Source organism: Streptomyces sp. NPDC057697, from assembly GCF_042799335.1.
Taxonomy (GTDB): Bacteria; Actinomycetota; Actinomycetes; order Streptomycetales; family Streptomycetaceae; genus Streptomyces.
This window is the reverse complement of sequence record NZ_JBHVJA010000008.1, coordinates 337,918-361,212: the sequence shown is the minus strand read 5'-3', so window position 1 is coordinate 361,212 and position 23,295 is coordinate 337,918. Positions and strand designations below refer to the sequence as shown.

23 protein-coding genes are annotated in these 23,295 nt (G+C 71.9%); 4 read left to right on the top strand and 19 right to left on the bottom strand.

Features of this window, described 5'->3' with window-relative positions; all coding sequences use genetic code 11:
- From ACFVFH_RS22515 to ACFVFH_RS22445, 15 genes are all read right to left on the bottom strand, one after another.
- A partial coding sequence (locus tag ACFVFH_RS22515; protein ID WP_383771569.1) for a flavodoxin-dependent (E)-4-hydroxy-3-methylbut-2-enyl-diphosphate synthase occupies window positions 1-176 on the bottom strand: 176 nt, incomplete at its 3' end.
- 4 nt (window positions 177-180) lie between these two features.
- Window positions 181-1,200, bottom strand: a complete 1,020-nt coding sequence (hpnH, locus tag ACFVFH_RS22510; RefSeq protein WP_383771522.1) for an adenosyl-hopene transferase HpnH — start codon at window positions 1,198-1,200, stop codon at window positions 181-183.
- A gap of 5 nt (window positions 1,201-1,205) precedes the next feature.
- Complete coding sequence (locus tag ACFVFH_RS22505) at window positions 1,206-1,868, bottom strand: 1-hydroxy-2-methyl-2-butenyl 4-diphosphate reductase (RefSeq protein ID WP_383771520.1); 663 nt, start codon at window positions 1,866-1,868, stop codon at window positions 1,206-1,208.
- The gene (shc, locus tag ACFVFH_RS22500; protein ID WP_383771518.1) at window positions 1,868-3,868 is read right to left on the bottom strand and encodes a squalene--hopene cyclase; all 2,001 of its coding nucleotides are present in this window, start codon (window positions 3,866-3,868) and stop codon (window positions 1,868-1,870) included. Before shc ends, ACFVFH_RS22505 begins: the two co-directional genes overlap by 1 nt.
- A 107-nt stretch (window positions 3,869-3,975) precedes the next feature.
- The gene (locus tag ACFVFH_RS22495) at window positions 3,976-5,079 is read right to left on the bottom strand and encodes a polyprenyl synthetase family protein (protein ID WP_383771516.1); all 1,104 of its coding nucleotides are present in this window, start codon (window positions 5,077-5,079) and stop codon (window positions 3,976-3,978) included.
- Window positions 5,076-6,464, bottom strand: coding sequence for a hydroxysqualene dehydroxylase HpnE (gene hpnE / locus ACFVFH_RS22490; RefSeq protein ID WP_383771514.1), 1,389 nt, complete (start codon window positions 6,462-6,464; stop codon window positions 5,076-5,078). The genes ACFVFH_RS22495 and hpnE overlap by 4 nt, the downstream gene beginning before the upstream one ends.
- A 115-nt stretch (window positions 6,465-6,579) precedes the next feature.
- A complete protein-coding gene (gene hpnD, locus ACFVFH_RS22485) occupies window positions 6,580-7,500 on the bottom strand; it encodes a presqualene diphosphate synthase HpnD (RefSeq protein ID WP_383771511.1) in 921 nt (306 codons plus the stop codon).
- A 29-nt stretch (window positions 7,501-7,529) separates the two neighbouring features.
- Window positions 7,530-8,450: a squalene synthase HpnC gene (hpnC, locus tag ACFVFH_RS22480; protein WP_383771509.1), complete on the bottom strand. Its 921-nt coding sequence runs from the start codon at window positions 8,448-8,450 to the stop codon at window positions 7,530-7,532.
- 445 nt (window positions 8,451-8,895) lie between these two features.
- Complete coding sequence (locus ACFVFH_RS22475; RefSeq protein ID WP_093551121.1) at window positions 8,896-9,681, bottom strand: ABC transporter ATP-binding protein; 786 nt, start codon at window positions 9,679-9,681, stop codon at window positions 8,896-8,898.
- Window positions 9,674-10,603, bottom strand: coding sequence for an ABC transporter permease (locus ACFVFH_RS22470; protein ID WP_383771507.1), 930 nt, complete (start codon window positions 10,601-10,603; stop codon window positions 9,674-9,676). The genes ACFVFH_RS22475 and ACFVFH_RS22470 overlap by 8 nt, the downstream gene beginning before the upstream one ends.
- Before the next feature lie 107 nt (window positions 10,604-10,710).
- Complete coding sequence (locus ACFVFH_RS22465; protein ID WP_383771567.1) at window positions 10,711-11,583, bottom strand: glycosyltransferase family 2 protein; 873 nt, start codon at window positions 11,581-11,583, stop codon at window positions 10,711-10,713.
- A gap of 8 nt (window positions 11,584-11,591) precedes the next feature.
- Window positions 11,592-12,371 (bottom strand): CDP-alcohol phosphatidyltransferase family protein, encoded by a 780-nt coding sequence (locus ACFVFH_RS22460; protein ID WP_344510607.1) that lies wholly within the window; start codon window positions 12,369-12,371, stop codon window positions 11,592-11,594.
- Complete coding sequence (locus tag ACFVFH_RS22455; protein WP_383771505.1) at window positions 12,349-13,410, bottom strand: iron-containing alcohol dehydrogenase family protein; 1,062 nt, start codon at window positions 13,408-13,410, stop codon at window positions 12,349-12,351. Before ACFVFH_RS22455 ends, ACFVFH_RS22460 begins: the two co-directional genes overlap by 23 nt.
- The gene (locus ACFVFH_RS22450) at window positions 13,398-14,135 is read right to left on the bottom strand and encodes a sugar phosphate nucleotidyltransferase (protein ID WP_383771503.1); all 738 of its coding nucleotides are present in this window, start codon (window positions 14,133-14,135) and stop codon (window positions 13,398-13,400) included. Before ACFVFH_RS22450 ends, ACFVFH_RS22455 begins: the two co-directional genes overlap by 13 nt.
- The gene (locus ACFVFH_RS22445) at window positions 14,132-15,805 is read right to left on the bottom strand and encodes a DUF5941 domain-containing protein (protein WP_383771565.1); all 1,674 of its coding nucleotides are present in this window, start codon (window positions 15,803-15,805) and stop codon (window positions 14,132-14,134) included. The genes ACFVFH_RS22450 and ACFVFH_RS22445 overlap by 4 nt, the downstream gene beginning before the upstream one ends.
- A 531-nt stretch (window positions 15,806-16,336) precedes the next feature.
- Here ACFVFH_RS22445 and ACFVFH_RS22440 point away from each other — a divergent pair.
- The 3 genes from ACFVFH_RS22440 (at window position 16,337) to idi (ending at window position 19,499) form a co-directional block, all read left to right on the top strand.
- The gene (locus tag ACFVFH_RS22440; RefSeq protein ID WP_383771501.1) at window positions 16,337-17,278 is read left to right on the top strand and encodes a cation diffusion facilitator family transporter; all 942 of its coding nucleotides are present in this window, start codon (window positions 16,337-16,339) and stop codon (window positions 17,276-17,278) included.
- Between the two features lie 221 nt (window positions 17,279-17,499).
- Window positions 17,500-18,768, top strand: a complete 1,269-nt coding sequence (locus ACFVFH_RS22435; RefSeq protein WP_383771499.1) for a GNAT family N-acetyltransferase — start codon at window positions 17,500-17,502, stop codon at window positions 18,766-18,768.
- Window positions 18,769-18,905: 137 nt separating this feature from the next.
- Window positions 18,906-19,499, top strand: coding sequence for an isopentenyl-diphosphate Delta-isomerase (gene idi / locus ACFVFH_RS22430; protein ID WP_383771497.1), 594 nt, complete (start codon window positions 18,906-18,908; stop codon window positions 19,497-19,499).
- Between the two features lie 42 nt (window positions 19,500-19,541).
- Here idi and ACFVFH_RS22425 read toward each other — a convergent pair whose 3' ends face one another.
- Window positions 19,542-19,997: an ATP-binding protein gene (locus ACFVFH_RS22425; RefSeq protein WP_383771495.1), complete on the bottom strand. Its 456-nt coding sequence runs from the start codon at window positions 19,995-19,997 to the stop codon at window positions 19,542-19,544.
- Window positions 19,998-20,132: 135 nt separating this feature from the next.
- Complete coding sequence (locus tag ACFVFH_RS22420; protein ID WP_383771493.1) at window positions 20,133-20,756, bottom strand: HdeD family acid-resistance protein; 624 nt, start codon at window positions 20,754-20,756, stop codon at window positions 20,133-20,135.
- A gap of 80 nt (window positions 20,757-20,836) precedes the next feature.
- On the opposite strand from ACFVFH_RS22420, the gene ACFVFH_RS22415 reads away from it, so the two are divergent.
- Window positions 20,837-21,595: an enoyl-CoA hydratase/isomerase family protein gene (locus ACFVFH_RS22415; protein WP_383771491.1), complete on the top strand. Its 759-nt coding sequence runs from the start codon at window positions 20,837-20,839 to the stop codon at window positions 21,593-21,595.
- Window positions 21,596-21,605: 10 nt separating this feature from the next.
- Here ACFVFH_RS22415 and ACFVFH_RS22410 read toward each other — a convergent pair whose 3' ends face one another.
- Together ACFVFH_RS22410 and ACFVFH_RS22405 are read right to left on the bottom strand one after the other, a co-directional pair.
- Window positions 21,606-22,241, bottom strand: coding sequence for a DJ-1/PfpI family protein (locus tag ACFVFH_RS22410; RefSeq protein ID WP_383771489.1), 636 nt, complete (start codon window positions 22,239-22,241; stop codon window positions 21,606-21,608).
- Window positions 22,242-22,265: 24 nt separating this feature from the next.
- Window positions 22,266-23,261: a GlxA family transcriptional regulator gene (locus tag ACFVFH_RS22405; RefSeq protein ID WP_383771487.1), complete on the bottom strand. Its 996-nt coding sequence runs from the start codon at window positions 23,259-23,261 to the stop codon at window positions 22,266-22,268.
- Between the last annotated feature and the right edge of the window lie 34 nt (window positions 23,262-23,295).

Sequence of the window (23,295 nt, the reverse complement as noted above, 5' to 3'; positions counted from 1 at the left end):
TGCAACGTCGCACCGATGTCCGACGTACGCGTCGTCGTCATCGACTGCACCGACACCGGCGCGTCCCCGCCCACCGCAACCGACCCGACCTGGATGCGCCGCGAGGGGCGGCGCATCGCTAGGGGCCGGGCCGGCAGCTCGGGGAGACCCAGTGCGACCGGCTCTCCAGCGGTCATGGCGTCACCGGTTCCCGGAGACGGTCTCGCGCGCCGCGCGCAGGGATTCCTTCAGCGATCCCATGGTGGCGAGGACGGCGGTGGGCTCGTAGCCGCAGTGCGCCATGCAGTTGGCGCAGCGCGGGTCCTTGCCCCGGCCGTACTTGTCCCAGTCGGTCTCCTCGATGAGCTGACGGTACGTCGGTACGTAGCCGTCGCTCATCAGGTAGCAGGGCCGCTGCCAGCCGAACAGCGAGTAGTTCGGGATGGCCCAGGCCGTGCACGGGAAGTCCGCCTTGCCCTCCAGGAAGTCCAGGAAGAGCGGCGAGTGGTTCAGCCGCCAGCGGGCCCGGTTGCCGCCCGCGAACGCCTTCTTGAAGAGCTCGCGGGTCTGCTCGACGCCCAGGAAGTGCTCCTGGTCGGGTGCCTTCTCGTAGGCGTAGGCGGGCGAGATCATCATCTCGTCGACCTTCAGGTCGTCATTGAGGTAGTCGAGCACCTCGATGATGGTCTGCGGGGTGTCGGTGTTGAAGAAGGTGGAGTTGGTGGTGACCCGGAAGCCGCGCCGCTTGGCCTCCTTCATCGCCGCCACCGCCTCGTCGAAAACGCCTTCCTTGGCGACCGATTCGTCGTGCCGCTCCCGCAGCCCGTCGATGTGGACGGCGAAGGCGAAGTACGGCGAGGGCGTGAACTTCTCCATCTTCTTCCGCATCAGCATCGCGTTGGTGCAGAGGAAGACGTATTTTTTGCGCGCCACCAGCTGCCGGACGATCTCGTCGATCTGCGGGTGCATCAGCGGTTCGCCGCCCGCGATGGAGACCATCGGGGCACCCGATTCGAGTACGGCGCCCACGGCCTGGGCCACCGGCATGCGCTGCTTGAGCACACCGGCCGGGTGCTGGATCTTCCCGCATCCCTCGCACGCGAGGTTGCAGGCGAACAGAGGCTCCAGTTCCACGATGAGCGGGAACTTCTCCCGCTTACGGAGCTTCTGCTCCATGAGATACGTCGCAACCTTGATGGACTGACGGAGCGGCATGGCCATCTGGCTCACCTCCTGGGGAGCAGCAAAGATCGGTGCCATTCGTAGAAAGCAGGCAGGACGGCACGGAGAACACGGAAGGCTGATATTCCACCGCGTATCGTGCCGATGCGGACGAGCTCATGCTCCGGAGCATCCACGACCACCCGTACGGCGGCAACCGGACGAGGTCCGGAAGCACGGGCGGTACGCAGAGTGGCGGCGGACTCCATGTCCACCGCGACGGCCCCGGTGGCCCGAAGCCCGGCCCGCCCGGGTCCGCGTACGACATGGGCGGAGCCGGCCAGCGGACCGGTGTGGACGGCGCGGCCGGGCACCGCCCTGGCCAGGGCCTCGGCGAGGAGGCCCGGACCGGTACAGACCGTCGGGTCCCCGGCGGTTTCCCGGGTCTCGTCGGCGACCACCAGGTCCCCGGGGTGCATCCCGGGGACGAGCCCGGCGCAGAACCCGGAGGCGAGGACGGCCGTGCCGGGCGCCGGGTCCCGGCCGAGCGCCCGGGAGACGGCCTCCTCGGCGGCCGCGGGCCCCATGCCCGTACGGAGCACGGTCACCGGCCCGGGGGCGGCGCCGGCCCTGCCCCGGCCGCTGCGCAGGGCGAACTGCTCGATGCCGAGCGCGCAGGCGATCAGCAGCGGAGCCACGGGGGCGGCCGTTCCCGGCCCGTCGGCCATCAGGCCCCCTTGCGGGCGACCGCGCGGTCGGCGAACGGTTCGCCGTACACGTACCGCCCGAGTGCGGTGAGCGGGAAGACCTGCCGGTAGAGGTGGTAGTTGATGGAGAAGTCCCACGGGAATCCGGTGCCCGTGAAGTACGGCTCGTCCCAGGACCCGTCGGGGCGCTGCGTCTCGCCGAGCCAGGAGATCCCCCGCCGCACGGCCCTGCTGTCCCGCCGGCCCGCGGCGAGCAGCGCGAGCAGCGCCCAGGCGGTCTGGGAGGGGGTGGAGGCGCCGTGCCCGATCCACTTCTCCTCCCGGTACGAGCGCAGGTCCTCGCCCCAGCCGCCGTCGTCGTTCTGCACGGACTCCAGCCAGCCGACCGCGCGGCGGATCGCCGGGTGCGTCACGGGCAGCCCGGCGGCCACCAGCGCGGGCACCACCGAGCCCGTGCCGTAGACGTAGTTGACGCCCCAGCGGCCGAACCAGGCGCCGCTCGCCTCCTGTTCGGCGAGCAGCCACTCGATGCCGCGGCGGGTGACCCGGTGTCCGGACCGTCCCTCGACGGCGAGCATCTCCACCACGTGCCCGGTGACGTCGGCGGACGGCGGGTCGATGACCTCGCCGAAGTCGCAGAAGGGCAGCCGGTTGGGGAACGCGCTGGTGTTGTCGGCGTCGAAGGCGCCCCAGGCCCCGTTGCGGGACTGCATGCCGATGTTCCAGCGGACTCCGCGTCTGATCGCGGCCTCGACGCGGGCCCGGTCCGGGTGGCGGACCCGGCGCAGCGCGAGGACCACCTCCGCGGTGTCGTCGATGTCCGGGTAGTTGTCGTTGTGGAACTCGAAGGCCCAGCCGCCGGGGTTGAGCCGGGGGCGGCGCACGGACCAGTCACCGGGCCGGACGATCTCCTCGCCGAGCATCCAGTCCGCGGCCTTCACCAGCGCGGGGTGGTCGGGGGCGACGCCCGCGTCGGCGAGCGCGATGGTGGCGAGGCAGGTGTCCCACACCGGGGACTGGCAGGCCTCGATCATCCGGGCGCCGTCCTCGCGCCAGACGGCGAAGCGGTCGAGCGATTCGAGTCCGGCGCGCATCACCGGGTGGTCCAGGTCGTAGCCGAGCAGGTGCAGCGCGATGACGGAGTACACGGCCGGCGGCTGGATGCCGCCCCAGCAGCCGTCGTTCTCCTGGCGTTCGATGATCCAGCGGGCCGCGGCGTTCATCGCGGTCCGGCGCAGCGCGCGCGGTGCGATCCGGTGGTAGACGTGCAGCGCCTTGTCCAGGCGCTGGAAGACCCCGTCCCAGCTCGCCGCCGGTGCGGGGCGCCGGGGCGGATTCGGGTTGCGAGGGTCGGTGTGCAGTTCGTCGAGCGGGAAGGGGGCCGGGCGCACCGGGCGCTTCGCCGAGACGATGGTGAGCGGCACGATGGTCTGCCGGGCCCAGCAGCCGAAGTCGTAGATGTTGAGCGGGGCCCACTTGGGGAAGAACATCAGCTCGGGCGGGAGTTCCGGCAGGTCGTCCCATCTCCACCAGCCGAAGAGGGCCAGCCAGATCCGGGTGAAGACCCGGGCGGAGGCGATTCCGCCCTGTTCCCTGATCCATCCGGCGGCGCGGGCCATGTGCGGATCGTCCGGCCGGTCCCCGGCCAGCCGCAGGGCCACGTACGCCTCGATGGTGGTGGAGAGTTCACCGGGGCCGCCGTGGAAGGTGGCCCAGGTGCCGTCGCCGAGCTGTTCGCCGCGGATGAAACGGCCGGCCGCTTCGACGGTGGCCGGGTCCTGGATGCCCAGGAACTGGCGGAGCAGCAGGTCCTCGGCGTCCATGGTGACGTTGGTGGCGAGGTCGCCCTTCCACCAGCCCTGCTCGTCCTGCCTGCCGAGGAGGTGCTCCACCGAGCGTTCCGCGGCCCGCCGCGCGGCGGCGAGCACGTCGTCCGCGGCGATGGTTGTGTCGGTCGGTTCACTGGCCGAGGCTGCGCGGGGGTTCACGGCCCCGGTGCTTCCGTCGGTCGTCGCTGTCATGGCTTCCCCTTCGTGCAGTGCGGTCCTCTGCTGTGCTGGGGTCTCCGTCGGCCGGTGCCTGTCAGGGCACCGGCCGGCGACTGCGATTCATATGGAACAGATGGTGATCATCTCTTTCGTACGACGACGAAGTCCGCGAGCGCCGTGAGCTGCGCCCGCACGGTCTGCGGCATGTCGACGCGGTGCAGCGCCTCGATGGCGACCGCATGCTGACGACGCGCCTCCTGAGCGGTCCACTCGCGGCCGCCCGCCTCCTCGATGAGCGCCGCGCGGGCGGCGAACTCCTCTTCGGAGAAGCTGTCGAAATCGCTGCTCTTGGCGTCGGCCGCGAGCAGTTCGCCCAAGCGCTCCGATGCCGGGCCGCCCGCGGCGAGCGCGGCGACGACCGGGAGGGACTTCTTGCGCTGGCGCAGGTCGCTCCAGGTCTGCTTGCCGGTGGACTCGGGGTCGCCCCAGATCCCGAGCAGGTCGTCCACGGCCTGGAAGGCGAGGCCGAGGTGGTACCCGTACGCCTCCAGGGTGTCGGCGGTGCGGTCGTCGGCGCCGCCGAGGACGGCGCCGATGGAGCAGGCGCAGGCGAGCAGGGCGCCGGTCTTGTTGCCCTCCATCTCCAGGCACTCCTCGACGGTGACCCGCTCGCGGTGCTCGTAGGAGATGTCCTGGGCCTGACCGTCGATCAGCTTGCGGCTGGCCGCGGTCAGTCTGCGGGTCGCACGGCCCGCCTCGACGGTCCCGAGCTCCAGCAGGACCTCGTTGGCGAGGGCGAAGAGCGCGTCGCCGACCAGGATCGCCTGGGCGGGGCCGTGCACCTTCCAGACGGTGTCGCGGTGGCGGCGCTGCTCGTCGCCGTCCATCAGGTCGTCGTGCAGCAGCGAGAAGTTGTGCACGAGTTCGACGGCCACGGCACCGGGGACGCCGGCCTCGGCGTCGGCACCGGCGGCCTCCGCCGACAGCAGGGCGAGGGCCGGGCGGACGGCCTTGCCGCCGTCGCCGTCGGCGGGCTGTCCCTGGGCGTCGATCCAGCCGAAGTGGTAGGCGGCGACGGTGTCCATGGGCGGTGCGAGCCGGTCAACGGCGGCCCGGAGCACCGGCGTGGAAAGGGCCCGTCCGCGCTCCAGAAGCGCGGTGACGTCCGTGGTGTCGGCCACGGTGTCGAAAGCCGGATTCGCCGGGGTCACTGACTCTCCTCTTGTTCCGGTGGTACTGCTCATGCCGCCTCCTGCAGCGGATGTTCATGGGAGCGGCCGAGCGCCCGGAGCGCGGCGTCCGCCGCGCTGAACCCGCTGCGGACGGCACCCTCCATCGTCGCGGGCCAGCCGGTGGCCGTCCATGCTCCGGCCAGGCAGAGGCCGGGCAGCCGGGTGCGGGCACCCGGCCTGAGCCGGCCGACGCCGGGGGCGGGGGCGAAGGTCGCCGTGCGCTCCCGGGTGACGAAGAAATCCCTGACGCCCGCCCCCCGGGCGGCCGGGAGGAGCCGCTCCAGCTCGGGCAGGTAGCGGCTGCGCAGCTCCGCGACGGGGAGGTCGATCTCCTCGCCGGCGGCGGACTGGGACACCGCGAGGTACTGCCCGGGGCCGGTGAGGCCCGAGGCGTCCGTGCGGTCGAACACCCACTGGACCGGGGAGCCGAGCGCGGCGAAGAACGGGCGGCGCAGCACCTTGCGGTCGTAGACGACGTGCACGTTGAGGATGGGCGAGGTGCCGATGTCCAGCAGCCGTCCGGGCTCGTCGAGCGCGCCTTCGGGCAGCAGGTCGTGGGTCTCGCGCTGCGGGACGGCGAGGACGACGGTCTCCGCCTCGATCCGTTCGCCGCCGGTGTCCACGATCCACCCGCCGTCCTCCGTACGGGTGAGGGCCGTGGCCTTCGTGCGCAGTGCGGTACGGACGCCGACGGCGTCGAGGGCCTTGCGCGCCAGGGTGTCGTGCACCTCGCCGAGGGGTACGCGCGCCCAGCCGATGTCGGCGGCGCCGGGCTCGGAGAGGAGTCCGGTCCTGAAGACCTTCGCGGCCAGGGCCAGCGAGGAGTCCGGCGCGGTGGCGTTGAGCGTGGCGACGCCGACCAGGTCCCAGAGGGCCTCGATGGTGCGCGGCGACTGGCCGTGCCGGGCGAGCCAGCCGGCGAAGTCGACGGCGTCGAGCGCGGGGTCGTCGGGGTCCAGGCGGCCGAGCGCCAGGGCGGCGCGGCCGACGCCGGCCCGCTCGGCGAGTGAGAGATGCGGGTACCTCGCCAGTCCGGCGGCGAGGTGGAAGGGCACCGGCAGTGCGTTGCGGCGCAGCCGTCCCAGCCGGGGGCCCGAGGGGCGTCCGACGTCGAGAACGGGCACGTCCAAACGGTTTTGCAGGGGCGCGAGACGTGCTCCGTCGACGCGGTCGAGGAACCAGCGGTAGGCGGAGCAGCAGCGCAGGTACACATGCTGTCCGTTGTCGACCGTCAGTTCGCCGCGCCGGAAGGAGAAGACGAGGCCACCGAGCCGGGGCCGGCCTTCGAGCAGGGTCACGTCAAGCCCGGCGTCGGCGAGGCGGAGCGCCGAGGTGATTCCGGCGAGGCCGCCGCCGATCACGACCGCACGGGAGGAGCGCGGGGTGTCGTCCGTCATGCGTCCTCCTTTCGCCGGCTCACTTCAGTCAGGGACGCGTCGGCGCGGCACGGGGTTGATCGCCGGGCGGACCGGGTCTCCGTGCACATGGTGCGCGAGAAGTCCTCACGGCGCATCAGACACGCCCCCTGGCCGTGCGCCGGGAGATGTAGCGGGCATCGAGGCCGGACAGGCCGCGCACCGCGACGTACGCCTTCTCGTGGCCCGGCAGCGAGACCCGGCCGCGCAGCACCGCCTCGGGGTCGCGCTCGATCCGGTCGAGCAGCCGCCGGTAGATGCCCGCCATGGCCGCGACACACGCTCCGCTGCGCCGGTCCAGCATCGGCAGCAGCCGGTACCCCTCGGCGAACAGCGTCCTGGCGCGCCGGACCTCGAAGTGGACGAGGCCCGCGAAGTCCGCCCCGGGCGGCGGGGCGGCCCGGTGGAACCCGGCCGAGCAGCCGAACTTGGCGAGGTCGTCGGCGGGCAGGTACGTACGTCCGTTGCCGGCGTCCTCGCGGACGTCGCGCAGGATGTTGGTCAGCTGGAGCGCGAGGCCGAGCGTGTCGGCGTACTCCGCGGCCCGGTCGGCCCCGGGGGCGCCGGGCTCGGTGCCGAAGATGCCCAGGCTGAGGCGGCCGATGGCTCCGGCGACGCAGCGGCAGTAGAGCTTGAGGTCGTCCCAGGTCTCGTACGTGGCGCCGCGCACATCCATGAGCACGCCGTCGATGAGCTCGTCGAGCCCGCCGAGCGGCAGCGGGAACCTGCGCGCGGCGTCGGCGAGCGCGACGGCCACCGGGTCGGTGTCGTCCTCCTCGACAGCTCCGTCGCGGATCCGGTCCAGGACGGTGCGGGTGCTCTCCAGACGGGCCCGCTTGGTGTCCGCGTCCAGCTCGCCGTCACCGATGTCGTCGACACGACGGGAGAAGGCGTACAGCGCCGACATGGCCTGTCGCTTCTCGGTCGGCAGCAGCCTGATGCCGTACGCGAAATTACGCGCCTGCTGTCCGGTGACCGCCTCGCAGTAACTGTATGCGGCCTGTACCGGTGCCGACATGTACGTCGTCTGTCCCTCCACGGTCCGGCTCACCCCTCTCTACGCGCTCTTCGCAAGACAACTCCCGCCTCGCGCAGCAGGCTGGGCTTGGTGGGCTTGGGCGGTCCGGGCAGTACGTCGAACCCGGCGGCCGCGATCGCGGTGAGGGCGGCGCGCCCCCCTCCCACGAATCCGGCGAGAAGCAGCTTGAGCCTGCCGTGGACGCTACCCACCAGAGGGGTGCCTTCATTCAGCAGTTCCCGAGCGCGTTCCGCCTCGTACGCGACCAGTGAACGCACCGATGCGCTCCCCGTGGGGGTTGCGAGACCGGCCTCGGTGACATGGAAGCGCGCCATGTCGTCGGCGGGCAGATAGATCCGGTCGCGGCCGAGGTCCTCGGTGACGTCCTGGAGGTGCTCGACGATCTGCAGTGCGGTGCAGACGGCGTCGGAACGGCGGATGCGCTCGGGGCTGGCGGTCCCGGTGATCTGCAGGACCAGCCGGCCCACGGGGTTGGCGGACAGCTCGCAGTAGGCCAGGAGTTCGTCGTACGTCCCGTAGCGGCGGACCTTCTGGTCCTGCCGGTTCGCCTCGATGAGACCGAGGAAGGGCTCCGGGGTGAGCGCGCAGCGCCGGACGGTGGGGCCCAGCGCGCGCAGCAGGGGGTGGCGGGGGCCGTCGCCCGAGGTGTCGAAGACGCGGCGCAGATCGGCCTCGAAGGCGTCGAGCATGGCGAGCCGGTCGTCGGTCCGTTCGGGACCGAGGCCGAGGTGGCGGGCGTCCGCGCCGCCGGGTGCGAGATCGCCGTCGCCGATGTCGTCGACGAGACGGGCGAAGCCGTAGACGGCCATCAGGTCGTCGCGCCAGGCCCGGGGCAGGAAGAAGGGGGCTACGGGGAAATTCTCGTCCGCGGCCTTGTCGAGGGTGCTGGGCACGACGTCATCGGGGTGCGTCTGCCGGGTACGGGTCACCGGGGGCCGCCCGGCGCTGGGACGGCGTGCGCGCTTCGGAGCTGGAGATTTTCCGTCATTGCCGTCACATCTCCCGTTCTACACTGCCGACCCAAAACATCCCATTCCGGACACGCCGCCCGCTCTGCCGAGTGCGGAGCGCTGCCTACGGGCCGTGCACCAGGCACTATCGCGCCACTTGCCTCGAATCAGCACCGGTACAGCTTACGTTGTACAACGCTCATCCATACGGCGGGGTGTCGGGCGCGTCGCGGTGACGCCCGGCGCCCTGCCAACCTTGCCCGCACACAAGGGGATTGGCCTCATCCGCCGGAACGAGATCGTGCGGGGCGCATACCGCCGGGCGTGGAGAGCGCCGACGGCACCCCCTGGTCCGGACGCCACGACGGCCCCCGCCGGAAGGACCGGCAGAGGCCGCCGAGGCGGTACGGAACGGGACGGACCGCTACTTCCCGGTCTCGCGCTCGTACGCCTTGAGCACCTCGTCCGTCGGACCGTCCATCAGCAGCTCGCCCTTCTCCAGCCACAGCACCCGGTCGCAGGTGTCCCTGATGGACTTGTTGCTGTGGCTGACCAGGAACACGGTGCCGGCCTCCTTGCGGAGCTCCCTGATGCGCTTCTCGGAGCGGATCTGGAACTTGCGGTCACCGGTCGCCAGCGCCTCGTCGATCATGAGGACGTCGTGGTTCTTCGCGGCGGCGATGGAGAAGCGCAGCCGCGCCGCCATGCCGGAGGAGTACGTGCGCATGGGCAGGGTGATGAAGTCGCCCTTCTCGTTGATGCCGGAGAAGTCGACGATGCCCTGGTAGCGCTCGCGGATCTCCTCGCGGGACATCCCCATCGCGAGACCGCCGAGCACCACGTTGCGCTCGCCCGTCAGATCGCTCATCAGCGCGGCGTTCACCCCGAGCAGCGACGGCTGCCCGTCGGTGTAGACCTTGCCGTGCTCGGTCGGCAGCAGACCGGCGATCGCCCGCAGCAGCGTGGACTTGCCGGAACCGTTGGTCCCGATGAGGCCGATCGCCTCACCCCGGTAGGCGGTGAAGGAGACGCCGCGCACGGCGTGCACCTTGCGCACCCCGCGGGGCTCGCCCTTGCCGCGGCGCAGGATCCGGCTCAGCGCCGCGGTGGCGCTGCCCTTGCCGCCGCCCGCGCCGTTGACCCGGTACACGATGTGCACGTCGTCGGCGATGACGGTGGGGACGCGCCCCTGAGTCTTGTCGTCAGCCACGGCCGTACCGTTCCTCTGCCTTCCAGAAGTACACGAAGCCCACCAGGCCCATGAGGACCGCCCAGGCGAGCGCCACGACCCAGACGTGCGCGGGCAGGTTGCCCGCGCCGTAGCCGTCGATCAGCGCGAAGCGGATCAGGTCCATGTAGATGGCCGCCGGGTTGTACTGGAGCACATTGGCGATCCAGTCGGGCTTGTCCTTCAGCATCACGGGGATGGAGAACATGACGCCGGAGGCGTACATCCAGGTCCGCATGACGAACGGCATCAGCTGGGCGAGGTCGGGCGTCTTGCTGCCGAGCCTGGCCATGATCAGCGCGAGGCCGGTGTTGAAGACGAACTGCATGACCAGGGCCGGGACGATCAGCAGCCAGGACAGGCCCGGGTAGCTGCCGAAGGCGATGGCCACGGCCGCGAGCACGATCATCGAGAACAGCAGCTGCTGGAGCTGCTGGAGCGAGAACGAGATCGGCAGCGAGGCGCGCGGGAAGTGCAGGGCCCGGACCAGTCCCAGGTTTCCGGAGATGGCCCGCACTCCCGCCATCACCGAACTCTGGGTGAAGGTGAAGACGAAGACGCCGGTCACCAGGAACGGGATGAAGACCTCCTGGGTCATTCCCTTCCTGGTGCCCAGGATCAGCCCGAAGATCAGGTAGTAGACCAGCGCGTTGAGCAGCGGGGTGGCCACTTGCCACAGCTGGCCGAGCTTCGCCTGGCTGTACTGGGCGGTCAGCTTGGCCCTGGAGAAGGCCATGATGAAGTGGCGCCGGCCCCAGAGCTGCCGGATGTACTCGAAGAGCCCCGGCCGGGCGCCGCTCACCGTCAGGCCGTACTTGACGGCCAGCTCGGCCGGGTTCAGGCCGTCGTCGGCGGATGGCGGGGTGCTCAAGGCCACCGCACCATCATGGGTTGTGTCACTCACCAGATGAAACTCTCGTATTCAAGATGCGCAGCCGGGCGCGGGCGCGGCTCGGAGCGGACAGGTCCCGTGGAGAAAACGTACGTCCCATGCTCTCAGAGATGAGCCTCTCAGATCACGGGAGGTCGGCCCAGCCTGGTCAGCCGCCACACCGTGCGCCACTTCATCGGGCGGCGGGTGCCGCACGGCGTGGACCAGCCCTCCCGGAAGCCGCCGAGCCAGGCCTTCAGCGCCGGGCCGGAGGGCCGCCGGAGCAGGGTCAGCAGCAGCCACACCCCGAGGTAGACGGGCACCAGGGGCGCGGGCAGATTGCGGCGGGCCAGCCAGACCCGGTTGCGGGCCACCATCCGGTGGTAGACCGCGTGCCGCGAGGGGGCGGTCGTCGGGTGGTTGAGGACCAGGTCGGCGCGGTAGTCGATCAGCCAGCCGGCGTCCAGCGCCCGCCAGGCGAGATCGGTCTCCTCGTGCGCGTAGAAGAACTGGCCGGGCAGCGGCCCGACCTCGGCGATGACCTTGGTGCGTACGGCGTTGGCGCCGCCGAGAAAGGTCGTCACGCGTGAGGAGCGCATCGGGTCGGAGGCGCGCAGCCGCGGCACGTGCCTGCGCTGCGTGACCCCGGTGTCCGGGTCGGCGATACGGAAGCTGATGATGCCCAGCCGGGGATCGGCCTCGAAGGCCCGTCGGCAGAGCTCGGCGGTGTCGGTGAGCGGGAGCAGCCCGTCGTCGTCGAGGAAGAGCAGGACGTCGGCGTCGGCGCCGGACGGGCCGAAGGCCTCGATCCCGACGTTGCGGCCGCCGGGGATGCCCAGGTTCTCGGGCAGCTCGATGGTCCGCACCCCCGCCGGGACATCCGGTACGGGGGCGCCGTTGCCGACGACCACCACCTCGATCCGGTCGCCGTCCTGCCGGGCGACCGAATCGAGGAGGGCGCGGAGTTCGTCAGGACGGTTGCCCATCGTGATGACGACCGCGCCGAGCTTCATGGGCGTGCTCACTTCAGCCTGCTCGACGCCAGGATCGACACCAGGTGCAGGAGCGTCTGGAGCAGGGCGATGCCCGCCAGCACCGCGACCATGAGACGGCTGAAGAACAGGTCGTCGCGGACCGCGTCGAGGACGGCGGCCACCAGCACGACCAGGGACGCCTCGACGCCGAGGATCAGCCGGTGGAACTTGAGCGCACCGGCGGCCCGGCGGGCGAGCGCCATCCCCGACGAGCGCGGCTCCGAGGCGGCCTCCTTGACCGGCGGCAGCCCGCCCTGGTGGCGGGCGACCCCGACCAGGTCGGTCTCGGCCTTGATCAGGATGGCGCCGAGCGCCGCGAGCGTGCCCAGGAAGGCCCAGAGCCAGTCGATCCGTCCGGTGCCCCACAGGTCGGCGGCGCGCAGGCCGAAGCCGACCAGCACGGCGGCGTCGCAGAGGTACGCGCCGACCCGGTCCAGATAGACCCCGCCCAGCGAGAACTGCTTCTTCCAGCGGGCCACCTCGCCGTCGACGCAGTCGAGCAGGAGGTAGAGCTGGACCATCAGCACCCCGAGCAGCGCGCCGGGGATGCCCGGCACGAGCAGGGCCGGCGCGGAGAGCACTCCCGCGACGGTCATCACGTAGGTCAGCTGGTTGGGGGTGACCTTGGTGTTCACCAGGTGCCGGTCGATGCGCAGCGAGATCTCGCGCATGTAGAGCCGACCAGCCCAGTGCTCACCGCTGCGCCGGTCCTTGACCCCCGGGGGGTGCACGACCGGACGGAGTTCAGCTATGGATGGCTTTTGCATAGTCGGCGTACGCGTCCCTGATCTGGTCGGTGGACAGGTTGAGGTGTTCCAGGATCGTGAATCGCCCCGGACGGGTCTGCGGGGCGTAGTCGACGGCCCGGACGAATTCGTCGGCGGTGAAGCCGATCTCTTCCGGCAGGACCGGCAGGGCGTGCCGGCGCAGGGTGGCCGCCATGAACAGCGACTCCTCGCGCGCGCCGCGCAGGTGCATGGCGAAGCAGGCGCCGAGGCCGACCTGCTCCCCGTGGCTGGCGGCGCGCCTGGGGTACAGCAGGTCGAAGGCGTGGTTGATCTCGTGGCAGGCGCCCGAGGCCGGCCGGGAGTCCCCGGCGACGGACATCGAGATGCCGGTGAGCACCAGGCCCTCGGCGAGCACCTTGAGGAAGGCGTCGTCGCCGATCCCGCCGGGGTGGCGCAGCACGGCCTCGCCGGCCTGCCGGGCCATGGCCGCGGCGAGTCCGTCGATCTCCTCGCCGTTGACCTCGTGGGCGAGTTCCCAGTCGGCGACGCAGGAGATGTTGGAGACCGCGTCGCCGATGCCGGAGCGGACGAAGCGGGCCGGTGCCTGGCGGACGATGTCGAGGTCGATGACCACGGCGATCGGGGTGGGGACCCCGTAGGAGCCCCGGCCGTTGTCGTTGTCGAGCGTCGCCACGGGTGAGCAGAGGCCGTCGTGGGCGAGGTTGGTCGCGACCGCGACCATGGGCAGCCCGACGCGCGCCGCCGCGTACTTCGCCACGTCGACGATCTTGCCGCCGCCGAGGCCGACCACGGCGTCGTACCGGTTGCCCTTGATCTCGTCGGCCAGCTTGACCGCCGAGTCGAGGGTGCCGTCGGTCACGGGGTACCAGTGGGCGCCGGGCAGCGCGGGGGTCAGCCGCTCGCGCAGCGCGCGTCCCGAGCCGTCGCTGATCGCGACGGCGAGCTTGCCGGAGGCGGAGATCCGCTGGTCGGCGAGGACGCCGGCCAGATCGTCCAGGGCACCGCGACGGATGTCGACGACGACCGGGGACGGAATCAGCCGGGTCAGTACTGGCACGCGATCTCACGGCCCTTCGCGAGGTCGTCGTGGTTGTCGATCTCCACCCACGTCACTTCGCCGATGGGGGCCACGTCGATGGTGAAGCCGCGGTTCACGAGCTCCTGGTAGCCGTCCTCGTAGTAGAGGTCGGGGTCGCGCTCGAAGGTCGCCTTCAGGGCGTCCACGAGCTCCTCGGCGGCCTCGGGCTCGATGAGGGTGACGCCGATGTACTCACCCGTGGCGGTGGCCGGGTCCATCAGCTTGGTGATGCGGCGCACACCCCCGCCGTCCCCGGTGATGACCTTCATCTCCTCGTCGGCGAGGTGCTTCACCGTGTCGAGGGCGAGGATGATCCTTTGGCCGTCGCCCCGGGCGGCGAGCAGGGTCTTCTCGACGGAGACCGGGTGCACGGTGTCGCCGTTGGCGAGGATGACGCCGCGCCCGAGGACCTCACGGGCGCACCACAGGGAGTAGGCGTTGTTCCACTCCTCGGCCTTGTCGTTGTCGATCAGGGTGAGGGTGACGCCGTACTTCTCCTCCAGCTCGGCCTTGCGGTCGTACACGGCCTCCTTGCGGTAGCCGACGACGACGGCGACCTCGGTGAGGCCTATCTCCGCGAAGTTGGCCAGCGTGAGGTCCAGCACCGTCTTCTCGCCGTCGACAGGCACGAGCGCCTTCGGGAGGGTGTCGGTGTAGGGGCGCAGGCGCCGTCCTGCACCGGCTGCCAGTACGAGGCCGATCATGCGGTTTCTCCTTCGTCGTGAACGGCGGGTGCTCCGGAGGACACCCAGAAGCGGATGGACTCCACGAGCACCACCAGTGCCACTGCCGCGGCGAGCGTGGTGAGTGCCACGGTGAATGCCGCGTGCCGGGTGAACACGGTGGCGAGTACGGCCACCACCAGGGTGCGGCCCTCGTGCCCGCCGATCGTCCGCACCAGCCACCGGGGCGGCGCGCCGGTGCCGCCGCGAATGCGGTACACGGTGTCGTAGTGATGGTAGGCGACGGCCGAGACCAGCCCGAAGGCCGCGGGAAGGGCCCCCTGGACATCGCTGCGGGCGGCCAGGACGAGGACGGTGCAGTACTCCGCCGCCCTGAAGGCCGGGGGCACGAGCCAGTCGAGGGCGCCCTTGAGCGGGCGCGAGACGGCCATGCCGGACAGCATCGCGTAGACCACCGCGGCCAGGATGGTGTGCCAGCTGCCGAAGGGCTGCGAGAGCGCGGAGGCGACCATGAGCACCCCGGCGAGCAGGGCCGTGGCGGGGGCGCTCCAGCTGCCGCCGAGCCGGGGCCCCACGGCCGCGACGAACTGCGCGAGGGGGCCGGAGTCGGCCAGCTCGGCGAGGGCGCGAGCGGCCCGGTCGGTGCGCTCGGCCTTGCGGGTCAGCGAGCGCAGCAGGCGTCCGGCGGTGGTGTAGCAGGCGGCGAAGGCGCAGCCGATGAGCAGGGCGTAGAAGACAGTGCGGGGCGTGGTCAGCGCGGTCAGTACCGCGATCATCGCCCAGCGCTCGCCGATCGGCAGCACGATCATCCGGCGCAGCCAGACGGTCCAGCCGACGCTGTCGAGCCGGTCGGAGAGCGCTGCCGTGGGGCTCGAATTGGCCACCGCGTCGTGGTTGGCCTCGTTGAACGAGAAGTCGATGACGTGCCGGCAGGCCTGGAGCACCATCGCGCCGAGGGCGAGCGCCCATACGTCGTCACCGCCGCGGGCGGCACCGAGCGCGAGACCCGCGTAGTACGCGTACTCCTTGGCCCGGTCGAAGGTCGCGTCCAGCCAGGCGCCCATCGTCGAGTACTGGAGCGAGTAGCGGGCGAGCTGCCCGTCGGTGCAGTCCAGGACGAAGGAGAGGAGCAGCAGGACCCCGGCGGCGACGTAGCCGCCGCGGGTGCCGGTGGCCGCGCTGCCGGCCGCGATCAGCGCGGTCAGCAGGGAGGCGGTGGTGACCTGGTTGGGCGTGAGGCCGCGGCGGGCGCACCAGCGGGCGATGTAGCGGGAGTACGGGCTGATGAAGAACGTGGTGAAGAAGCCGTCGTGGGCCTTCACGGCGCTGCGCAGCCGCACCGCCTCGTCGTCGACCGCGTCACGGGCGCTCCGGGCCGCTTCGCGCTCCGGCTCGTCGACCGGCACGGCCGCGACCAGCGAGCCCAGCTCGGGGCGCTGCACCGCGGTGCCCCCGGCGTCCATGGTGACGGCGATCCGGCCCGGCACGGTGCGGTCGGCGACCGGTACGGCGGACGGGCCCGTGGGGGCGTCCGCGTCGGTCCCGGCCGCGGCGTCCAGGGCCGAGGCGAGCGCGGGGCGTGCCTCGGGCTGCGCGGTGAGCGCGCCGGGCACGGCGGCGGCGGGGAATCGGGGGTCGGTCAGTCCGAGCCGGAGGGCGTGGACGTGGCCGACGAATCGGGGATCGACCAGTGCGACGCGACGGTCCGCGGGGACGGCCGAGAGCAGCCGCGCGGTCTCGGCCGCATCGGCGGCGACCTGTACGTCGAAGCCCAGTGACCGCAGATCGTCCGTGAGCGACGAGCCGGGTACCGGTGCACCGGTGAGGATGGCGGTCGACAGACGAACTCACTCCTTGGTGCTGACGGGGTCGGCGCGCGGCGAAGCGGCCCGGATGCGGGCCGGCGGCACGTCGGCAGAGGCTATCGGATGAACGGAAGCGCGAGTTCACCGACCGTTCGAGCTCTGTTCGGGGTGGACGGGCATCATGCGACGCCGTCCGCGATCATCATCGTCGATCGTCACCTCAGCTGACAAAACGCGGGGGTGCCGCCCTGTTCTCCCCTGTGCTGCCACCGCCCTGACCTGCGAGCATTTCCGCAGGTCAGAGCAGATGACAACGGTGTTCAGTCCCGTGTTGCCGGATACCCCCCACCCGTAGTTGACTGGCTGTGCCCGGACCGACCGCGCCCGGGACCGCGAGACGACCGGGAGGCTTTCCCCATGGGGGCAGGGCACGACCACGGGCACACACACGGCGGGCCGCCGCCCACCGGCACGGCCGCCGCCGCGTACAAGGGGCGGCTGCGGATCGCACTCGGCATCACACTCACCGTGATGGTCGTGGAGATCGTCGGCGGGGTGCTCGCCGACTCCCTCGCGCTGATCGCCGACGCGGCGCACATGGCGACCGACGCCCTCGGCCTGGGCATGGCGCTGCTGGCGATCCACTTCGCCAACCGGCCCGCCGGTCCGAACCGGACCTTCGGCTACGCCCGCGCCGAGATCCTCGCCGCGCTGGCCAACTGTCTGCTGCTGCTCGGCGTGGGCGGATTCCTGCTCCTGGAGGCCGTGGAGCGCTTCATCACCCCGGCCGAGACCCGGGGCGGGCTGACGATCGCCTTCGCCCTGGTCGGCATGGTCGCCAACATGATCTCCCTCTCGCTGCTGATGCGCGGGCAGAGGGACAGCCTCAATGTGCGCGGGGCCTATCTGGAGGTGCTCGCGGACACCCTCGGCTCGTTCGCGGTGCTGATCTCGGCGGGCGTCATCCTGGCCACCGGCTGGCAGGCCGCCGACCCGATCGCCTCGCTGGTCATCGGCCTGATGATCGTCCCCCGTACGGTGAAGCTGCTCAGGGAGACGCTCAACGTGCTGCTGGAGTCGGCGCCCAAGGGGGTGGACATGGCCGAGGTGCGGGCCCACATCACCGAGCTGCCCGGTGTGCTGGACGTCCACGACCTGCACGCCTGGACGATCACCTCGGGGATGCCGGTGCTCTCCGCCCATGTGGTGGTGCGCCAGGACATGCTCGACTCGATCGGGCACGAGAAACTCCTCCACGAGCTCCAGGGCTGCCTCGGCGTCCACTTCGACGTGGAGCACTGCACCTTCCAGCTGGAGCCGAGCGGCCACGCCGAGCACGAGGCCAGGCTCTGTCACTGAGGCCCGTCCGGCGGACCGTGTAGGGTATTCGCAGAGGCGTTCGGCCTCGCCATGTACGAGATCCATGGGTACGAGAGAGGAGCTGAGGTTGATGACCGTCGCGAAGGCGCCTGCCCGGCGCAGCATCCGGTCCTTCCTCACCTTCCGGGTTCTCGGCTAGCACCCCGCCCCGTACCGGGTCGGTCCGCCGGCCGGAGCCCTCGTACCCAAGGGTTCCCACGTTGAACGACAACGACCACGCCGTCCGTACCGAGGCGTTCTTCTCCCTGCATCACGGCCTGCCCCGGCAGAGCCCCGGCTCCGACGCCACCGCGCGGCGGCTGCTGGAGTTCGCCGGCCCGCTGCCGCACCGTCCGCGCGTCCTGGATCTGGGCTGCGGCCCCGGCCGCGCCACCCTGCTCCTCGCCGCCGAGGCGGGCACCGAGGTGACCGCCGTCGACCTCCACCAGCCCTTCCTCGACGAACTGCGCGCCGAGGCCGACGCCCGTGGGCTCGGCGACCGGGTCCGTACGGTCCGGGCCGACATGGCCGAGCTGTCCGGCCCCGACTTCCCGGACGGGTCGTTCGACCTGGTCTGGGCCGAGGGGTCGGCATACATCATCGGGTTCGACACCGCGCTGCGTGACTGGAAGCGGCTGCTCGCCCCGGGCGGCTCCCTCGTCGTCACCGAGTGCGCCTGGACGACGGACGCGCCGACGGCCGAGGCGCGCGCCTTCTGGGAACAGGAGACGTCGATGCGCCCGGTGGCGGCCAACACCGAGGCCGCCGTGGCGGCCGGCTACCACGCTCTCGGGGTGCTGGTGCAGCCCGAGGACGACTGGGACGCGTACTACGTCCCGCTCGCCGAGCGCGTCGCGGGGGCCGACGCGTCGGCCCCCGGCATGGCGTGGGCGCTCGCGGCGACCCGCGAGGAGTTGGCCATGCGGCGGGACCACGGCACGGAGTACGGCTACGCCGGATACGTGCTGCGCCCCGCGGACCCGCGCTGGCCGGTCCGGCCGGAGACACCGGCGGACACGGCGGCCGTGCGCGCCGTCAACACCGCCGCGTTCCCGACCCCGGACGAGGCGGCTCTCGTCGACGCGCTGCGCGCCGACGGGGACGCCTGGCTGCCCGGCCTCTCCCGGGTGGCGACCGAAGGCCCGGACGGTGAGGTGGCGGCGTACGCCCTGCTGACCCGGTGCCGGGTCGGGGACGCGCCCGCTCTCGCGCTGGCCCCGGTGGCGACGGCGCCGGAGCACCAGCGCCGGGGCGCGGGGCAGGCCGTGGTGCGGGCGGTGCTCGACGCGGCCCGGCTGCGCGGCGAGTCACTCGTCCTGGTGCTCGGCCATCCCGAGTACTACCGGAGGTTCGGCTTCCTGCCGGCGTCGCGGTACGGGATCCGGCCGGGCTTCGACGTCCCGGACGAGGCGATGATGGCGCTGGTCCTGGACGCGTCCGTGCCGGTGCCGCGGGGCACGATCCGCTATCCGGCCGCCTTCGGCGTCTGACGCGCCGTCCGGTCCCGCGGTGCCGCGGGACCGGACATGCCAGACCCCGAGGTGCGGACAAGCGGCTTTTGTACGGCAGACTTGACCGGAATCGACGGGACCGGCGCACCGGGCCGGGACCATAGCGAAGGATGGGTATGCCGACCACACCAGCCACCGCGACGCACAGCTCGTCGGACGGCACAGCAGAAGCGATCATGCTCGAACTGGTCGATGAGGACGGCATCACCATCGGCACGGCGGAGAAGCTCGCCGCCCATCAGCCGCCCGGTCAGCTGCACCGCGCCTTCTCGGTCTTCCTCTTCGACGAGCAGGGCCGGCTGCTGCTCCAGCGCCGCGCGCTCGGCAAGTACCACTCCCCCGGTGTCTGGTCGAACACCTGCTGCGGCCACCCCTACCCCGGTGAGGCGCCCTTCGCCGCCGCCGCCCGCCGCACCCACGAGGAGCTGGGGATCTCGCCCTCGCTGCTGGCCGAGGCCGGCACGGTCCGCTACAACCACCCCGACCCGGCCTCCGGGCTGGTGGAGCAGGAGTTCAACCACCTCTTCGTGGGACTGGCGCAGGACGAGCTGCGGCCCGACCCGGAGGAGGTCGGCGAGACCGCGTTCGTGACGGCCGACGAGCTCGCCGAGCGGCACGCCCGGTCGCCGTTCTCGGCCTGGTTCATGACGGTGCTGGACGCCGCGCGTCCGGCGATCAAGGAGCTGACCGGGCCGTCCGCCGGCTGGTGACGGGCGGACGGCACCGGGTGCGTCCGGGGCCGCTCCGGCCGGTCAGGGCCGCGGGCTCAGTGGCACCGCGGCCCAGATGATCTTTCCGCCGCCTGCGGTGTGCTCCACGTCGCAGGCTCCGCCCGCCTCCCGGGTGATCTCCCGGACCAGCAGCAGACCGCGCCCGCCGGTCTGGGCGTAGTCGGTCTCCAGGGCCGTCGGCCGGTAGGGGTGGTTGTCCTCGACGGACACCCTGATCCACTCCTCGCCGACGGCCACCTCCACGGCGAGCTCCGGCGAGAGCAGCGCGGCGTGCTTCACCGCGTTGGTGACCAGCTCGGAGACGATGAGCAGCAGCCCCTCGGTGACGTCCTCGTCGAGCGGCACGCCCTGGCGTCGCAGCAGGTCGCGCACGGCGTGCCGGGCCTGCGGCACGGAGACGTCCACGGCCGGGGCGGTGAACCGCCAGACTCCCTCGTACGACACGGGCCGGGCGGGGACACTCCCGCGGCTCTCCATAGTCCGGTACCCGCTCTCCACTCGATGGTGACTGCACGTCGAGTACAGAGTGCGGGGCGTAGTCGGTGCGGTCCGGGCCACTGACCAGAAGTCGACCTCTATCGACACATTCTGACCGGACAGAACCTGAAGAACCTAACCTTCCGACCGTTTCTGCTCGCCTTGCCGGGTTGGGTCGGTCAGCTCTCCGGTCACCCTCTGTTCCGAGACCAGCGAGACGATGCGCCGTCCGCCCACTCCCATGGCGATCAGGCCGAGCCCGTCGAAGAGCAGCGCCAGCGAGAAGAAGAGGCCCAGGACGTAGAGGCTGCTGTGCGGCCAGTCGAAGAGCACCAGCAGACCCAGCAACAGGCCGAAGGCGCCCTGCAACAGCGTCCAGCCGAACTGCGGTCCGCGTACCACGACACTGCCCACCAGGCGGAACACCCCGCCGGTCAGGAAGAGCAGCGCGGCGAACATGGTCAGTGCCTCGGCGGTGCCCTGCGGATGGCGGATCACGACGACTCCGGCGGCGATGTTCAGCGCCGCCACCACGACGCCCAGCCAGAAGAAGTCGGTGCCGCGGGAGTCGATGGCGTGCAGCAGTCCGACGATGCCGCCGATCAGCAGCAGCCAGCCGAACAGGAGCATCGAGGTCAGCGTCGCGACGCCGGTGTAGACGAGACCGACGACGCCGGCCACGACGAGAAGGGTGCCGAGCAGGGCGAGCCAGCCGAAGCTGCGGCTCAGCCTCCTGCCCTCGGTTGCGGGATCGGCCACGGAAAGCTCCTCACGGTGCGTGCCTGGTCGGCGACCCCTTCTTGATCATAGGTTCGAACCGTACGGATAGCATCCGGCGCATGGACCGTACCGAGCCCGGAGTCGAGCACGCCGTCGCGGACGGCGTCGCCACCGTCGTCATCAGCAACCCCGCCAAACGCAACGCGATGACCGCCGCGATGTGGGGCGAACTGCCCGGACTGCTGGAACGGCTGGCGGCTGACCGGGCGGTCCGGGTGCTGGTGCTGACGGGCGCCGGGGACACCTTCTGCGCCGGTGCGGACATCGCCTCGCTCCGGGACCCGGGGACGGATCCGCAGGCGCTCGCCGTGGCGGCCGAGGAGGCGCTGGCGGCGTTCCCCCGGCCGACGCTCGCGGCGATCCGGGGCTACTGCGTGGGCGGCGGCAGCCAGCTGGCGGCCGCCTGCGACCTGCGGTTCGCCGAGGAGGGCGCGTCCTTCGGCGTCACCCCGGCCAGGCTCGGTGTCGTGTACGCCGCCTCGTCGACCCGGCGGCTGGTGGCGCTGACCGGCCCGGCCACGGCGAAGCACCTGCTGTTCTCCGGCGAGCTGATCGACTCCGCGCGGGCGCTGCGCGCCGGTCTGGTCGACGAGGTGCTGCCCGTCGGCGGGCTGGACGAGCGGGTCGACGCGTACGTAAGGACCCTGGTGGCCCGCTCGGGGCTGACGCAGGCGGCGGCGAAGGAGTTCGCCGCCGGACGCACGGACCGGGAGACGTACTGGGCGGAACAGGCCCGGAGCAGCGGCGACACCGCCGAGGGGGCCGCCGCCTTCCTGGAGCGGCGCGCGCCGCGCTTCACCTGGACGACGGGGCCGTGAGACCGGCGCCCTACTGGAGCAGGTAGTGGCGCTGGGACCGGAACTTCTCGACCATGGCGGCCGGGGCCTTCTCCGGTGAGCCCGCGTCGTAGGGCGGCTGCGGGTCGTACTCGGTCAGCAGCTGTACGGCCAGGGCGTGCTCGTCGCCCGCGATCCGGCCGGCCAGGGCGAGCCCCATGTCGATGCCGGAGGAGACCCCCGCCGCGGTGACGTACTTGCCGTCGAAGACGACCCGCTCCCCGGTCGGCTCGGCGCCCAGCTGCTCCAGTACGTCCAGCATCAGCCAGTGCGAGGTGGCCCGTCGGCCCGTCAGCAGTCCGGCCGCGGCGAGCAGCAACGAGCCGGTGCAGACGGAGGTGGTCCAGGTGCTGGTGGCGTCGGCGGCGCGCAGCCAGCCGAGCAGCGCCTCGTTCTCCATCTGGTCGCGCTGGCCGGGGCCTCCGGGCACGATAACCACGTCGGGTGCCGGTACGTCGGCGAGGGCGCGTTCGGCGACGAGCGTGAGGCTGCCGGTGTCGTTGCGCACCGGGCCGGGCCGCTCGGCGACGAACACGGTCCGGGCTCCGGGGGTGCGGGCGAGCATCTCGTGGGGGCCCACCGCGTCGAGTGCGGTGAAGCGGTCGAAGAGGACGATGGCGATCTGCATGGGTTCCCTTTCGTGAGCGAGCGGTCAGCCGGTGGCGGGCCGGGTGTGCGTGGCGGGCCGGCCGGGGGCGGGAGGGGTGCGGAAGCGCCGGCGGTACTCGGCGGGGGCGGTGCCCAGCGCCTTGACGAACGCGCGGCGCATCGCCTCCGGGGTGCCGTAGCCGCAGGCGCGCGAGATTCCGGTGACGCCGTCGGTGGTGTCCTCCAGCAGCCTGCGGGCCTGTTCGAGGCGTACGCGGTCGACGTACCGGCCCGGGGTGAGGCCCGTCTCGGCCTGGAAGGCGCGGGCGAAGTGACGGGGCGAGAGGCGGGCGCGGGCGGCGAGCGCCTCGACGCAGAGGTCCGCTCCGGGGTTCTCGGTGATCCAGTGCTGGACCTCGCGAAGCGGTTCGCGCCGGGCGGTCTGGGCGGTGAGCTGGGCGCTGAACTGGGCCTGGTTGCCGGGTCGGCGCAGAAAGACCACGAGGTGCCGGGCGATGGCGAGCGCGATGTCCCTGCCGTGGTCCTCCTCGACGAGCGCGAGGGCCAGGTCGATACCGGCGGTGACCCCCGCGGAGGTCGCCAGCCTGCCGTCGCGCACGAAGATCGGGTCCGGATCGACCTCGACGGCCGGGTGGGTGCGGGCGAGGTGCTCGCAGACCGTCCAGTGCGTGGTCACGCGGTGCCCGTCCAGCAGTCCGGCCCCGGCGAGCAGCAGGGCTCCCGTGCAGACGGAGACGAGCCGCTCGGCGCGCGGGGCGTGCGTGCGCAGCCACTCGACGAGTGCCGGGTCGGGGGCGCGGGTGCCCTCGCCGCCGGGGACGAGGAGGGTGTGGGGCGGCTCGGCGTCGGCGAGCAGGCCGTCCGGGACCAGGGTCAGGCCGCTGGAGGCGCGGACCGGGGCGCCGTCGAGCGAGGCGGTGCGCAGTTCGTATCCGGCCCCGGGGAAGCGGGAGGCCCCGGCGAAGACCTCCACCGGCCCGGTCACATCGAGGCTCTGGACACCGTCGTAGAGGACGACGAGTACGGATCTCTGCGTCATGACCGCCATCCTGGTGGGCGTCGCGTCGTGGCCG

Excerpts from the sequence above, each read along its gene's own strand:
- idi (WP_383771497.1), top strand. The coding sequence starts at position 18,906 with ATGCCGACCACACCAGCCACCGCGACGCACAGCTCGTCGGACGGCACA.
- ACFVFH_RS22440 (WP_383771501.1), top strand. The coding sequence starts at position 16,337 with ATGGGGGCAGGGCACGACCACGGGCACACACACGGCGGGCCGCCGCCC.
- hpnE (WP_383771514.1), bottom strand. The coding sequence starts at position 6,464 with ATGACGGACGACACCCCGCGCTCCTCCCGTGCGGTCGTGATCGGCGGC.
- hpnD (WP_383771511.1), bottom strand. The coding sequence starts at position 7,500 with ATGTCGGCACCGGTACAGGCCGCATACAGTTACTGCGAGGCGGTCACC.
- ACFVFH_RS22495 (WP_383771516.1), bottom strand. The coding sequence starts at position 5,079 with ATGAGCAGTACCACCGGAACAAGAGGAGAGTCAGTGACCCCGGCGAAT.
- hpnH (WP_383771522.1), bottom strand. The coding sequence starts at position 1,200 with ATGGCCATGCCGCTCCGTCAGTCCATCAAGGTTGCGACGTATCTCATG.
- ACFVFH_RS22405 (WP_383771487.1), bottom strand. The coding sequence starts at position 23,261 with ATGACGCAGAGATCCGTACTCGTCGTCCTCTACGACGGTGTCCAGAGC.
- shc (WP_383771518.1), bottom strand. The coding sequence starts at position 3,868 with ATGACAGCGACGACCGACGGAAGCACCGGGGCCGTGAACCCCCGCGCA.
- ACFVFH_RS22465 (WP_383771567.1), bottom strand. The coding sequence starts at position 11,583 with ATGAAGCTCGGCGCGGTCGTCATCACGATGGGCAACCGTCCTGACGAA.
- ACFVFH_RS22425 (WP_383771495.1), bottom strand. The coding sequence starts at position 19,997 with ATGGAGAGCCGCGGGAGTGTCCCCGCCCGGCCCGTGTCGTACGAGGGA.
- ACFVFH_RS22450 (WP_383771503.1), bottom strand. The coding sequence starts at position 14,135 with ATGATCGGCCTCGTACTGGCAGCCGGTGCAGGACGGCGCCTGCGCCCC.
- ACFVFH_RS22410 (WP_383771489.1), bottom strand. The coding sequence starts at position 22,241 with ATGCAGATCGCCATCGTCCTCTTCGACCGCTTCACCGCACTCGACGCG.
- ACFVFH_RS22460 (WP_344510607.1), bottom strand. The coding sequence starts at position 12,371 with ATGCAAAAGCCATCCATAGCTGAACTCCGTCCGGTCGTGCACCCCCCG.
- ACFVFH_RS22415 (WP_383771491.1), top strand. The coding sequence starts at position 20,837 with ATGGACCGTACCGAGCCCGGAGTCGAGCACGCCGTCGCGGACGGCGTC.
- ACFVFH_RS22505 (WP_383771520.1), bottom strand. The coding sequence starts at position 1,868 with ATGGCCGACGGGCCGGGAACGGCCGCCCCCGTGGCTCCGCTGCTGATC.